This window comes from Coleofasciculus sp. FACHB-542 (assembly GCF_014695825.1).
In the GTDB taxonomy this organism is placed as follows: Bacteria; Cyanobacteriota; Cyanobacteriia; order Cyanobacteriales; family FACHB-T130; genus FACHB-T130.
Genome location: NZ_JACJPB010000041.1, coordinates 145,200 through 159,781 on the forward strand (window position 1 = coordinate 145,200; position 14,582 = coordinate 159,781).

Here is a 14,582-nt window from a genome sequence, read left to right on the forward strand (position 1 = left end):
TAAAGCAGAATAGCAAAGTGGTAGATTAGGGCTGTGAAGGCAGCATTCGGTAAAAATTTACCGTAATTGCACCTATTTGCACTGCCCTCAGGGGAAATTCGATGCCAGAAGATCAACCGAAACAGCCAACTTCTTCAGCTAAACCGGCACCCCAAACGCCGACGCCCACGGGGGCAAAAAGCCAATCGGGAAAAGCCCTCCAGCAAATTTGGGCTAGATTCCAACCCGTTCTGAAAGTGCAAAGCCTTAAAACTCTGCGTGGCACAATTCAGCTACTGGAAGGGGTTGTCGAAAAACTGGAGGCAGAACCTACCGAACAGTTACCCTCAAGGACTCCTTCTCCTCCGGAAAAGGTGGTATTTCAACCTACTGAGGGGGTGACAGAGCTGACGCCAGAAGTGACGCCAGAAGCACCAGCATTGGCTACAGAGACGTCAGCCCTAGAAACCTCTGCGGACACGCCAGCACCAGAGACACCCCCTGCTGAGGTGGTGCCTTTGCCACCGACGCCGAGTCCTCTAGAGAGGTTCCGTCAGAGTCGGATGCGCTTTGTGATGTTGTGGAATGCGACGCTAGGGAGAATCCGCTCAATTCTGCCGGAAGCAATCAGTCAAAAGCTGTCGAATACGGCTTTGTCGGGAGCGATCGCAGGCGTTCTTCTCGTAGTACTCTGGACAACAGCCGCCCTGATACCTGGGAAGCCTCCGACTGACGTGGCGAATCTTCCGACTTCACAAATTACCACTCCACCGGAATTAAAAGCGCCTGAAGCACCGGAACCCGTGGAAACGGTGACGCCGCCTCCCCCAGTGCTGACTCCAGAGCAAAACCTGATTGCCTCTATCCAAAATCGAGTCACTGAAATTACCAGCCAATATGAAAATGGGCTGATTCAGTCGATTGAAGCTAACTTTCCAGGCAGTTTGCTAATCGTGAAGGTAGGAGATGCTTGGTACAATCTCTCTGTCTCTAAGCAGGACAAATTAGCTGCTGAAATGTTGCAACGTGCTAGAGAACTCGACTTCAGCAAGCTACAACTCGCCGATTCTCAAGGCGATGTGCTAGCCCGTAGTCCAGTCGTGGGAAACACGATGGTGATTGTGAAGCGGCGTCAACTGGCGGCGGGTTAGTTGTTGCGCGGGTGCCGCCAAATCTACCTAAAATACTTTTTCTGGTTATACCTTCGAGGCATCGAGGGTATTTTTGTTTTTGCACGTAACTACCGATTTCCCGCACGCACCGATTGGGGCGGATTGTTAAAGTTCAAACTTTGGGTTGGCAGCATCCAGGTAATCAGCAATCCCTGAAATGCACCTACTGCAACCAACGCCCATAAAAAGCCGGTTTTCCTGATAACTCGTGGTAAAGCGTGCATAAAAATTACCCTAGGTAGCGCCCTGGCACATTCACTATTTTTTAGACCACAAAGATAACTAGAGCAATCTTTGTATGCCTCTACCTAAAGAAGTATATCCCAATAATTACCTACGTGCTGAGACTAAATCTAGAAAAAAACTGCTGTTTCACGAGAAATACTGATGATTAAGTAGCCAAAGTTTTAATTATCACAATTGTTTTTAGCTAAAAATTATGGTTTTTCGAGACTTGGGAAAGCAGCACGGTACATTTTTACGTTGTAATCTATACCTGTAATGGCGGTACCGACGACAACAGCATAAGCTCCTAATTCCAAGGCGTGTTTAGCTTGCTGCGGTGAGGCAATGCCACCTTCACAAATTGCTGGAACGCTTAGCTGTTCGACTATTTGGGCGAGAAGATCGAAGCCGGGAGGAGCCAGATTTTTCGTTTGGGCAGTGTAGCCATAGAGCGTGGTACCGACAATGTCTGCACCAGCCGCCGCCGCCGCGATCGCGCTCTCTATCGTATCCACATCAGCCATCACCGGCTTGCCTAATTCATCGTGAATCCGGGTAATGAGTTTTTCTACTGTTTCCGCGCCTGGGCGATCGCGTAAAGTAGCGTCAATGGCAATAATGTCCGCACCGGCTTGAGCGATCGCTTCCGCGTGTTCAAACTGGGGCGTAATATAGACTTCGTACCCCGGTATCTGTTGTTTCCACAGCCCGATAATCGGTGATTTTACCCGTTCCCGGACTGCCTTCACATGAGCGGGTGTATCAATTCTGACACCGACAGCTCCGTTGAGAATCGCCGCTTGCGCGATCGCCGCGATCGCCGACGGCTCATGTAGCGGCGAGCCAACCGGAGCCTGACAAGATACAATCAGACCTTGACTCAGCGCGTTTAATCCTTGGGAATTTTGGTTCATGGTTTACGTCAAATGCCATGAACATTGAACAACGAACCATGAGCTTTGAGCAATCCACTTTCAGCTAAGTATGAGAAAGTCATACCTTGGCAAGAGCGAATCTCAACAGCCAATCTAAAATCTAAAATCGCTATTATGCATCGTCTAGCCGCTACTCCTGGGGGATGGAATCCTGACGCTGAAGGCGTCATTTTTATCGAACAAACCCCTGCCCCGATCGTCCTTCTCACCGCAGCGGACACCGATATTCAAACTCTCGCCGCAGCCGTATCCAAATTACCAGAGGGATTTCCAGCCCTACGAGTCGTCAATCTTTTGCAGTTGCAGCAACAGCTCAGTATTGATACTTACGCTGAGGAAGTGCTAGAGCAGGCACAGGTAATTATTCTACGGCTACTGGGAGGACGTTCTTACTGGTCTTACGGGTTAGAAGTGGTACGCGAGACAGTGCAGCGAACGGGTGCAGCATTGATTGTCCTGCCAGGAGACGATCGCCCAGATCCTGATTTAATCAGTCATTCTACTGTTTCTTTATCAGTTGTTAACCAGTTGTGGCGCTACCTCATCGAAGGTGGCGGGGAAAATTTTGCTAACGCCCTAAAATTTATTGCTGATGTTTGTCTGGAAGGTAGTTACAATCCACTCCCACCCCAAGAAGTTCCTCGCGTGGGGCTTTATCAATGGGAAATGGGGCATAAGGGAGAAAATTCTCCTTTCCCATCTCCCATTAATTGCGCGAATAATATTAATAAAAACCTAACCCCCCAGCCCCCTTCCCTCGTAGGGAAGGGGGAGAACGAGTCCCCTTTCCTTGCAGGAGAGGGATTGGGGGAGAGGTTAGATCCGAAAGTTGGGATTTTGTTCTATCGCGCTCATTATTTAGCGGGAAATACCGCTGTAATTGATGCGCTTTGCCAAGCTTTAGCCGCACGAAAATTAGAACCCGTCCCTGTTTTTGTCTCTTCCTTGCGAGATCCGGATGTGCAGGAAGAAGTGTTGCAACAACTCCAACCTAAAGATGCAGAACCCATACAGGTTTTGCTAAGTACCACCAGCTTTGCGATTAGCTCATTGCCAAGCGCGAATGGTCAAAAATTAGCGATTAGCGATGAGCCATTAGCACTCAGCACCTTAGATGTACCAGTGTTGCAGGTAATCCTCAGCGGTGGCACGGTGGAACAGTGGGAATCTGGGTTTCAGGGGCTATCGCCACGGGATATGGCGATGAATGTAGCGCTACCGGAAGTGGATGGGCGGATTATTAGCCGTGCGGTTTCGTTTAAGGCGGTGCAAACCCGGAATCCTCAGTTGGAAACGGATGTGGTGGTTTATGAGCCAGTACGCGATCGCATTGAGTTTGTTGCTGACTTAGCCTCTAATTGGGCAAAACTACGCCAAACGCCACCATCTGAGCGCCGAATTGCCTTGATTTTGGCTAATTATCCCAACCGAGATGGGCGTCTTGCCAATGGTGTTGGGTTGGATACCCCAGCAAGTTGTGTAGAAATCCTCAAGGCGTTGCAGTTGGCTGGGTATCAGGTTGAAGATATCCCAGCAACTGGAGATGAATTGATTGGGCGTTTAACGGCTGGGGTGACGAACGATCCGGAGGGGCGATCGCGCCCAGTCGGGCAATTTGTCTGTGGGGAAGAGTATCAGGAGTATTTTGCGACGTTGCCAGTGGGCGTGCAGAAGCGAATATGCGATCGCTGGAGTTCGGTTTTGGAGATGAACCGCAAGGACGCTAAGAACGCGAAGGAAGAGAGGGAAGAGAGATTTATTGAGTTAACGGGTTCCGTTTCAGAATTCCCAATTCCTGGTATTTATCTAGGTAATGTGTTTGTGGGGATTCAACCAGCGCGGGGTTACGATATTGACCCTAGTTTGAATTATCACGCTCCGGATTTGGAACCGCCTCATAGTTATCTCGCTTTCTACTATTGGGTGCGACAACATTTTGGGGCTGATGCAATCGTTCATGTGGGGAAACATGGGAATTTAGAATGGTTGCCGGGTAAAAGTGTGGCACTCTCTGAAAATTGTTATCCGGAGGTTACTTTCGGCGCATTACCTCATCTTTATCCTTTTATTGTCAATGACCCTGGCGAAGGTTCGCAAGCTAAACGTCGCGCCCAAGCGGTAATTATTGACCATTTAACGCCGCCGATGACTCGCGCTGAACTTTATGGTTCTTTGCAACAATTGGAAGGTTTAATTGACGAGTATTATGAAGCGCAGAGTTTAGATCCATCGCGCCTGCCAGTGATAAGCGATCGCATCACTCAGCTAATCCTTGAAGAAAACCTCCATCAGGATTTAGGGTTAGAAACTCTTAACAACAGAAGTGAGGAAATCCAAAATTTCCTTACTCGCGCTGATGGGTATCTGTGCGAATTGAAAGAGGCTCAAATTCGAGATGGTTTGCACATTTTTGGGCAATGTCCGCAGGGGCGACAACTCAGGGATTTGATAGTAGCGATCGCTCGTCATCCCGGTACTCATCGTCTCGGTTTAACTCGCGCGATCGCCCAAGATTGGGGTTTAGATTTCGACCCCTTGACAGCAGATCCCGCTCAACCTCTCCCTATCCCCCCCGTTCAAAAGGGGGACAACGAGCAAACAATTGCAGCCTATCGCACTGTTGGTGACGCAGTTGAAGCATTAGAACAACAAGCAGCTAACTTGGTGGAATATCTATTTACCGCCCCCTCCGTTTCCGCCCCCTCTTGCCCCCTCCCCGTTGACAAACCGGGCTGGGATGGGGTAGGCACTGCCACGCAAAGAGAAGTGGAGTGGATACGCAGCTACCTCCTGCCTTCCCTGCAACAAACCACCCAAGAAATCACAAACCTATTGCGAGGCTTAGATGGGCGCTTTGTTCCCAGCGGGGCATCTGGTGCACCAACACGAGGACGCCCAGACGTTCTGCCTACGGGTCGCAATTTTTACTCAGTTGATATTCGGGCGATTCCTACAGAAACCGCTTGGCTGGTTGGACGCAAAGCAGCAGAAGCTTTGATCGAACGATACACGCAAGAAAACGGCGAGTATCCTAAAATACTTGGATTATCTGTATGGGGAACTTCCACGATGCGGACTGGCGGCGATGATTTGGCAGAAGCGCTGGCATTGTTGGGAGTGCAACCCGTGTGGGATAGTCCGTCGCGGCGGGTGGTGGATTTTGAAATTTTGCCACTTTCGGTCTTAAAGCGTCCCCGGGTTGATGTCACGCTGAGAATCTCTGGTTTTTTCCGCGATGCTTTTCCTAACTTAATCGATCTATTCGATCAAGCGGTGGCAGCAGTCGCAGCGTTGGATGAACCGCCAGAACAAAACCCCTTAGCCGCGCAAGTTAAACAAGAAACCGAGTTATGGGAAGCAGCGGGGTTAAATCAGGAACAGGCAGAAATGCGATCGCGCTATCGCATCTTTGGTTCTAAACCTGGTGCCTACGGTGCGGGATTGCAAGGCTTAATCGAAGCCCAAAACTGGACAGATGACGAAGATTTAGCCCGTGCCTACATCAACTGGAGTAGTTACGCCTACACTAGCACCGCAGATTCCTCGCCTCCCTTGTCAAAAGGAGTTGCGGGAGATGTTTCTTCTCCTTCCCTGAGCAAAAGAGGTTTAGGGGGAATCGCCGCCCCAGAAGCCTTTGAGCAGCGTCTACGCCAGATGCAAATCGTATTGCACAATCAAGATAACCGGGAACACGATTTATTAGATTCAGATGATTACTATCAATTTCAAGGCGGTTTAACAGCAGCAGTAAGGGCGATGAGTGGCAAAAATCCCCAAACTTACTTTGGGGATAATTCCCTTCCTGAAAACCCGAAAGTGCGGCAACTGCGAGAAGAAATTGCGCGAGTATATCGTTCTCGTGTCGTGAATCCAAAATGGATTGCTGGAGTCATGCGCCACGGTTACAAAGGTGCTTTTGAAATGGCAGCAACCGTTGATTATCTCTTCGCTTATGATGCCACAGCAAATTGTGTGGAAGATTTCATGTATCAAGGAGTTGCAGAAGCATACTTATTCGACCAATCTGTGCAAGATTTCATCCATCAGAAGAATCCTTGGGCATTGCGAGATATGGCAGAACGGTTGCTAGAAGCGAATCAGCGGGGATTGTGGCAAAACGTCGATCGAGAGATGGTGGATAAGTTAAGAAGCTTAGTTCACCAAGCCGAAGCCGTCATCGAATCCACCACTGCCCTCTAATATGGGAGATAACAAGCGCTGCACGGCTGAAGAATTTACGCGATCGCACTCATCTTTGTTGCTTGGTTAAAACTACTGTTTGAGTTGCCTAATCCGTCATGAGCAAGACGAAAATATAAGTTTTGTGCGATCGCTTCCGTATCCATCCTAAGCCATCATCGCATCGCTTCCGCTGAAAGTCTAAAGCTACAGGAACAGTTAGCAACGGATACACAACTTGAATGTTTGGCTATCTTTGAGAAAGATTTTTCGAGTATTTTGGTAATCTCCTCAGCCGCTTGAGGTCGCCAGAAAAAGTACCCTTGCATCTGTTCGCATTGGAGATTTTGCAAGAAATCTTTTTGCGCTTCTGTTTCCACGCCTTCCGCAACCAGTCTCAGATTGAGTACCTTTCCTAACGCTGCGATCGCTGTAATGATGGCCGCATCATTGGGGTCGCTTGTCAAGTCCCGAACGAAGGATTTGTCAATTTTTAAGGTATGGAAGGGAAACTTTTTCAAATAAGTCAGAGAAGAATATCCCGTCCCAAAATCATCTAGAGAAATGTAGACTCCTAGCCGATGCAACTCACTCAAAGTTTTTCGGGTAAATTCTACATTTTGCATCGTGATTGTTTCAGTAATTTCTAACTCCAGAAATTGCGCTTCGAGTCCAGTTTCTTCCAGAACTCGCGTCACCATTTTGACTAAATCGGGTTCCTGAAACTGTCGGGCAGAAAGGTTAACCGCCACTTGTAAGTCGGCAATTCCTGCATCGTGCCAAGCTTTATTTTGAGCGCAGGCAGTCTTTAACACCCATTCCCCAATGGGTACGATGAGTCCGGTTTCTTCCGCTAGGGGAATAAATATTCCTGGAGAAACTAGCCCAAATTTTGGATGCTGCCAGCGCAACAGGGCTTCAACGTGGGTGATTTCTCCAGTCGTTGTATTGACTTGAGGTTGGTAGTAAACGACAAATTCTCCCCGTTCTAGAGCATGGTGCAAATCGTTTTCGAGTACCAATAACTCAGAATTCTGAGAATTCATTGCTGGATTATAAAATTGATAGTTATTCCGACCTTGTTCTTTGGCACGATACAAGGCAGCATCGGCGTTTCTCAAAAGCGTTTCAGCATCTGTGCCATCACTGGGATAAAGTGCAATCCCAATACTGCTACTGATATGCAGGGAGTGCCCTTCTAAATAAAATTCTGGCTTTAAAGCTTCCAAGATTTTCTGGGCAATCTTAGCAGCGTCCTCTTTACAACGAATTTGGGGGATAAGTAGGGTAAATTCATCCCCTCCCCAACGAGCAACGGTGTCATCCTCCCCCAGACAGCCGATCATTCGTTCAGTGACGCTTTGCAACAAGCGATCGCCAAAAGCGTGCCCCAATGTATCGTTAATCGTCTTAAAACGATCCAAATCCAAAAACATTACGGCAAGCGTACTTTGGCTTTGACGTGCATACGCCAAGGACACAGACAGCCGCTCATTGAATAGCATCCGGTTCGGCAAGCCAGTCAGCAGGTCGTGCAACGCTTGATAGCGGATGGTTTCTTCTGCCTGTTGGCGCTCGGTGACATCGCGGAAGCTCCACACTCTACCGACGACTTTTCCCCCAATCCGTTGAGGCTGGGAATAGCGCTCGAAGATTCTTCTATCTTTAAATTCAAGGAGGTCGTAGCTTTCTGCGTCTGGTTCGCTATAGAGTTCCTGAATTTTGGTGATAAAGGTTTCCGGGTTTTTTAGCTGCTCTAGGACAAATGCTAAGGCTTGGTTGCTATTCCCTGCCGCGACAATAGAGTCGGGGATGCGCCACATTTGGACAAATTTTTGATTGAAACTGGCTATTTTTCCGGTTTTGTCAACTACGAGAATCCCATCAGCTGTTGATTCGAGCGTCGCCTTGAGCAGGGACAGGGATTTTTCCAGTTCCTCTTCTGCCCACTTGCGCTCGGCAATCTCGCCCTCCAATTGCGCGATCGCATTGTTTAATTCTGCTGTACGCTCAAGGACTCGTTTTTCTAAGTCTGCGTTGAGCTGTTTGAGAGCGTTTTCTGCTTGCTTGCGATCGCTAATATCGCGGGAGATGGTAGAAAGAAAGTCAACGCTTCCATCCGGCTTCTTGTGGGCAATAATCAGCTGCAAAACTGGAATCTCCCGTTTGTCGCGGGTCAAAAGTGCAGTTTCGCCACACCAGACGCCATCGCGAATCGCACTAGGAATTCCCTCCTCCAAGATGATTTGACCCGCCCATTTCGGGTGGCAACTGGCAACGCTGAGGTTTGAGATATCCTCTTCGAGAGGAATTCCGACCAAGCGACGACCTGCCTGGTTAATGTAAAATGCGCGTCCTCGATTGTCCGCACTGCCTACGAAATCACTCGTTGCTTCCAAAATCCCGGCAAGGCGTGTTACTGCTTCCTCTGCTTGCTTGCGTTCTTGAGTAAGAGAGATGGCGGCTGCCGCTGCACGCAGCAGGTTGATTTCCAAAGGTTCCCAAGCACGCGCTTCTATGCAGTTGTCAAAGCCGATAAACCCGAAGAATTCGCCCTTAACCATGATGGGCAAAATTAGGATGGAAAGAATTCCCTGAGGTTCTAAGATAAAACGCTCTGATTCGGGTAATTCAGCGACAATTCCGGCAACAATGTCACCTTTTTCTAGCAAATATGCCCAGCGGGGGAAGAAGTCGTCATAAGAAAGGTTTTGCAGCGCCGGATTGTCGATTTCTGGCTGAACGCCCTCGGCACACCACTCGGCACGCTGACTCATCAGCAAGTTGCCTATTTGCGAACGATGGTTCTCGAATACGTAAACGCGACTTGCGCCTGCTGCTTGTCCGAGTTGTACCAATATTTCCGTGTAGCAATTGACGCTGCCATCAAAAGTCAGCAACCGGCGCTCAACTTCAACCAATGCTGATAAGTAGCGTTCGCGCTGCGCGAGTCTTTCCTCTGCTTGCTTGCGCTTGGTGATATCGCTGAAGGTGCAGATTACTTGTTCAAGGCGACCATCCGCTGCCAACTGAGGTTCGGCATTGACTAATAGCCAGATGCGATCGCCCACACTGGGACGATAAACGCCCATCACGACATTCCGCACGGCTTGACGAGTTGCGATCGCTTGCGACACCGGATGGGTTTCTCCGGGGAACGGTGTACCATCTTCATGAATGACATTCCAATTCAGATCGAAGGAAGTTTTCCCCAGCAGTTGGCTGTCAGTGATACCGAGAAGGTCGATAGCCGCTTGATTGCTCAGCAGGATTTCTGCGTTGGCTCCTTGCAGTAAAACGCCGACGTGAAGCTCCTGTATCAGCGTCCGAAACCGCTCCTCGCTATCGCGCAGTGCTTCCTCTACCCGCTGACGCTCGACAATTTCGCCCTGAAATTGCCCAATTGCACGCTTTAACTCAGTTGTGCGCTCCTCAACTCTAATTTCTAGTTCTTCTTTCGCTTGTTTGATCGCCAACTCCGCTCGCTGTCGTTCGGTGATATCTTGGGCTACACAAACGATTCCCTGAATTCTATCCGTTACGCTTGCGATCGCTGCACAGGAAAACAGCACCGAGATTCTTCTCCCGTCTTTGGACAGGTAAATTTTTTCCGCATCTCGGACAACCCTTTTTTGAGTTAAATCATCCAACTCCGACGCTGTGAAAGGAAATTTTTCATCGGCGAAAATAACTCCTATCGGTTGCCCAATTAATTCCTCTTTGTGATACCCCAAAAGTTCGCAGGTTGCTTTATTAACTGACTGAATCATGGTATCGGGCGTTACCACGATCAGAGATTCCACCATGCTTTCACAAACATTGATTACATCCGCTGTTTTCTGCCGCAAATCCTCAGCCATTTTATTGAAAGCATCAGCTAAGGCGCTCAGCTCATCTTTGCTGGAAACGTCTATTTTTGTCTCTAGCTTGCCCTTGCCTATCTCTCCCGCAGCCGCTTTGAGTTTGTTTAGCCGACTCAATATAGACCGCGAGATAGAAAGACCAAGAAATATAGCGATTAAGACGGTAGATAAACCGACGCCAAATATCATTCTGTCGGTCAAGAGCAGAGTTTCCTGAATCTTCTTTCTTTCGGCTTCCAACTCTTGCGATTGAGCCTGAATTTTTTGGTTAATAGTTCCTATAAATTGTTGGCTGGTTTTTTCCAGTTCGTTTTCTTTTGCCAGTAACTCTGGAGTTACCTTTCCCTGCTTTTTTAAGCCAATCACCTCGTTGGATAATTTTAAAAATCTCTCACCTGAAGTTTGGATTTCTTCTGACAATCCTTGCTCAGATGGGAAAAAATAGTTCGCTAATTCTTTATAATCATTCAGAGCCTTGCGATAATTTTCCTGGCTAGTCTCCACATTTTGATATTTTCGCGTCGATACAATATCTTTTGCAGATGGATTTCTTTCTATTTCTTGGAATTCTAATTTTTTAGTATACAAAACTACTGTATCCGAAACATATTGCAACCGCTCTAACTCATAGTGAAAAGGAATTGTTCTATTAATAAGTTCGTTGTATTTTTTTTCAAGATTATTCGTTCCTTTAATTCCGACATATCCAACCACTTCAACAAGTAGAGCAACGGCTAAGTAACCTGTCATCAATTTGTGGCTGATTTTCATCTAAATGGGTTCCTGATGCTAAACCGTCTTGCTACTTGAAATAGTGTTTCAATAATAAATGCTTAGTAACAATTACCTATTCGTGAATGCTGGAATAGGCAAGGTAATGCCAGTTTAGAGAAGTCATCTCTCTGGCATAGAACTGGAAAACCTTAAAAAGACTTCCAAAAATATATGATTTTTTTATAAAAGATTAATAAAAAAGATACTAAAGTTAAATTTTAGACATAAAACTTTTATGAAAAGCCAGAGACCTAGAGGTAGCATTTATCGTTTGTAGAGACGCGAGATATGGAGTCTCTACAAAACCAACGTTAAGAAGGAGGTAGACCAACTTAATATCTAATCGCTGCGGCGTCGCCTAGAGGAAGGCCAAAAGCAAAAACCGATCGGCTCCTTAAGCTTCGCTAATGCATCCCTTCAACAATAAGAGGACAACGCTTAAGAAATTGCCATAGGTTTTGACCGATTTGACCTCTCTCGAACAGTTGCAGTAGAGCCTCTCTGGCTTTGACGCATCGGGATTTCAATCCAAAACTCTGCTCCCTGTCCCGCTTCGGAAATGCAGCGAAGCATTCCTGAATGCTTCTCTACTACAATTTGATAGCTAATTGATAGCCCCAGCCCCGTTCCTTGCCCAACTGGCTTGGTCGTAAAAAACGGATCGAATAGCCGTTTTCTTACCTCTTCCGTCATGCCTAGTCCATTATCAGCAATTTGCACAGCAACACGGTCGGGGTGCAAAACTTGAGTGCTAATCCGAATCGTTGGGGATGGTTCAAGATTACTTGTCGATTGTTCATTGTTACGAGCAATGAACGATAAGCCATCAAAGGCTTCTAGGGCATCAATAGCATTGCTAATAATATTCATAAATACCTGATTCATCTGACCCGCATAACACTCAACTAAAGGCAAATTTCCGTATTCTTTAACCACCTCAATAGCGGGATGCTCCGGCTTAGCTTTTAATCGATTTTGCAAGATTAAAAGAGTGCTATCTAATCCCTCGTGAATATCAACTGGCTTCATGTCTGCCTCGTCAAGGCGAGAGAAATTCCGCAAAGAAAGAACAATTTGACGGATACGTTCAGTGCCAATTTTCATCGAAGATAGGATTTTGTCTAAATCTGCGATAATAAAGTCAACTTCGACAGTTTCTGTCTGCTCTTCGATCTCGGTAATTGGGTTAGGATAGTGTTTTTGGTAAAGCTGCACCAGTCTCAACAAATCTTGTGTATATTCACCCACATACACAAGGTTGCCGTGGATAAAATTAACGGGGTTATTAATTTCATGAGCTACCCCAGCAACCATTTGACCAAGGCTAGACATCTTTTCGGTTTGAATGAGCTGAGCTTGGGTTTGTTGCAAGTTTTGCAAAACTTGCTGAAGTTCTGTTTCTGCCTGCTTGCGTTCGGAAATTTCAATTTCTAAGTTTTGGTTTAACTCAATCAATTCGGCAGTCCGTTCAATTATCTTTTGCTCTAAAAAATAGTAAGATTCTGCAAGTTTTTTTGCCATTTGGTTGAACTCGCAAGACAATTTTTCAATTTCATCTCCTGTTTGAATATTTAGGCGATAATCTAAATTACCTGCACCAATTTTTGTCGCTCCTAACTGGAGTTTTTTTATAGATAAAATGACTGGGATTAATATTAATATCATCTGCCCAGTGAGAATTATAAGAATTAAACCTGTAGTGGCATATCTAATAATATGGGTTGTCTGTTTAAATTTATTTGATTCTTGCCTTGCTAGGGCATACTGCTGCTGAATATTAGTAACTAGATAATTTAAAGAGAAATCAATATCTTCTTTAAAAGAATTGATGGTTCTGAAATCCTGCTGAGTCTGTTTAAGAGTAGAAGGTGTATCGCGAAGCTCTGTTGCTAAGCGGACGAGAAAACTATGGCGACGGCGAACAACTCTCAGTTCTGAATTTTCTGGCATCAGACTTTCTAAGTCATCCAAGCTAAGGATAAAGTCAGACATTGCCTTGTGATATTTTGCCATATCTGAGGGGTCGCGGTTGAGGATGAGATAGTTCCTCAGTGCTGCGATCTGGTCTCTTAAAGAAACTTTTAGATTCAAGACTATACTGTCAGCTTGAGCGGCTCTTTCTCGGCTTGTTTCGGTAGATTTTTCTACTTGCTTGAGCCAGTCTTCACTGCCAACTGTAAGGCATAAAATCAGCCCTAATACGGCAATAGAAGATCCAATAAACTTAGTTAATATTTTCATTGCATTTGGCTTTATTTCAACTTAAGGCGCTCTTGGAGCTTTCTAATCGGTGTATAGTCTCGATCTTCTACCAGAGTATATCCAGCCGACTCAGAACCACTGGGATCTAGCAGTCCCTCTGGAGAGTGGACAAATGCTTTCTTGAGGTCGATTACCAGTTGGGATGGAAGCTTACTAGAGACGACAATCGGCGAAAGAGGAATTGGGTCGGATTCCCAAATGATTTTGTATTTTGAAGGATCGATATTTCCCTCTTTTTGTTGCTGGAGATACGAGCGTTTATCATCCGCGATCGCATCCACCTTTCCTGCTAGTAAATCCGCTTTCACCTTGTCGTGACTACCCGCATACTTGACTGTAGCAAAGTCGCGTTCGGGGTTAATACCAATGTCTTGAAAGTGAGCTAAAGGCACTAAGTAACCCGAAGCTGAGGATTTACTGACGAAGGCAAATCTCTTACCTTTTAAATCTTTAATAGTTTTGATACCGCTGGCATTATTAACAACGATGGTGCTTGTATACCAAGGTCGTCCGGTTGTTCTTTCAATTGGCGCAACAATTGGCTTAAGTTGGGGATCTCGAAGATGTGCCTTCACATACGACAGGGGACCTAGAAAAGCCATTTCTACTTTTCCTTTCACCAGTAAATCTATCGATGTGTCGTAGTCTTTTGTAATCTGAAATTTAACAGGTTTTCCTAATGTCTTGCTTAGATAGTCCGCTAGTGGCTGAAGTTGCTTTTCCTGTTCTGCTGAAACCTGCCACGGAATCACCGCCATATTTATGGTTTTTAGTTCGTCTCCTGTATTCCTATAACTATCACTCAGTGGCTGAGAGCTGGGGCTTATTGGCGTTGTGGTATTTTCACTTGGCTGAGTACAGGCTACACAACTGTACGTAACGGACAAGGCTAGGATGAAGCAAGTCACTGCTCGTTTGTAAGAGCGATTTCGTGTCCAAGATAGATGTTTTTGCATTCTGTTTAAGGCTATGTTTACCTTTTAACTTTTTACCGTGTCTGGAGAATAATACCGCTTTCCAAAATTATGAAAGTAACACTTCAAAAAATGTTATTTTTTCACATCTTAAGTTAAGTGGTAATATAAGAGATTACTACTTAAATTTTGAGTCCGCTAATTTTAGATCCATGCTTTCACTCAATCCTCATTCTCAGGAGGATTGGAGAAAATAAACACTGTGTTTTTACGGGTTTT

General features: G+C 46.2%; 7 protein-coding genes. 2 read left to right on the forward strand and 5 right to left on the reverse strand.

From position 1 onward, the window contains the following. Window positions 1–101 precede the first annotated feature (101 nt). Window positions 102–1,130 (forward strand): hypothetical protein, encoded by a 1,029-nt coding sequence (locus H6F52_RS15280; RefSeq protein ID WP_190535887.1) that lies wholly within the window; start codon window positions 102–104, stop codon window positions 1,128–1,130. An 89-nt stretch (window positions 1,131–1,219) separates the two neighbouring features. On the opposite strand, the gene H6F52_RS15285 is transcribed toward H6F52_RS15280, so the two are convergent. Next, the gene (locus tag H6F52_RS15285; protein ID WP_190415069.1) at window positions 1,220–1,375 is read right to left on the reverse strand and encodes a hypothetical protein; all 156 of its coding nucleotides are present in this window, start codon (window positions 1,373–1,375) and stop codon (window positions 1,220–1,222) included. A gap of 213 nt (window positions 1,376–1,588) precedes the next feature. After that, window positions 1,589–2,290, reverse strand: coding sequence for an N-acetylmannosamine-6-phosphate 2-epimerase (locus tag H6F52_RS15290; RefSeq protein WP_190535889.1), 702 nt, complete (start codon window positions 2,288–2,290; stop codon window positions 1,589–1,591). 135 nt (window positions 2,291–2,425) lie between these two features. Here H6F52_RS15290 and cobN point away from each other — a divergent pair, with 135 nt between their 5' ends. Beyond that, entirely contained in the window at window positions 2,426–6,511 is a 4,086-nt protein-coding gene (gene cobN / locus H6F52_RS15295; protein WP_190535891.1) for a cobaltochelatase subunit CobN, read from the forward strand. Window positions 6,512–6,666: 155 nt separating this feature from the next. On the opposite strand, the gene H6F52_RS15300 is transcribed toward cobN, so the two are convergent. The 3 genes from H6F52_RS15300 to H6F52_RS15310 form a co-directional block, all read right to left on the reverse strand. Then, window positions 6,667–11,124 (reverse strand): EAL domain-containing protein, encoded by a 4,458-nt coding sequence (locus H6F52_RS15300; RefSeq protein WP_190535893.1) that lies wholly within the window; start codon window positions 11,122–11,124, stop codon window positions 6,667–6,669. Between the two features lie 441 nt (window positions 11,125–11,565). Beyond that, window positions 11,566–13,368: an ATP-binding protein gene (locus tag H6F52_RS25790; protein WP_190535895.1), complete on the reverse strand. Its 1,803-nt coding sequence runs from the start codon at window positions 13,366–13,368 to the stop codon at window positions 11,566–11,568. 11 nt (window positions 13,369–13,379) lie between these two features. Beyond that, window positions 13,380–14,345, reverse strand: coding sequence for a phosphate/phosphite/phosphonate ABC transporter substrate-binding protein (locus H6F52_RS15310; RefSeq protein WP_190535897.1), 966 nt, complete (start codon window positions 14,343–14,345; stop codon window positions 13,380–13,382). Between the last annotated feature and the right edge of the window lie 237 nt (window positions 14,346–14,582).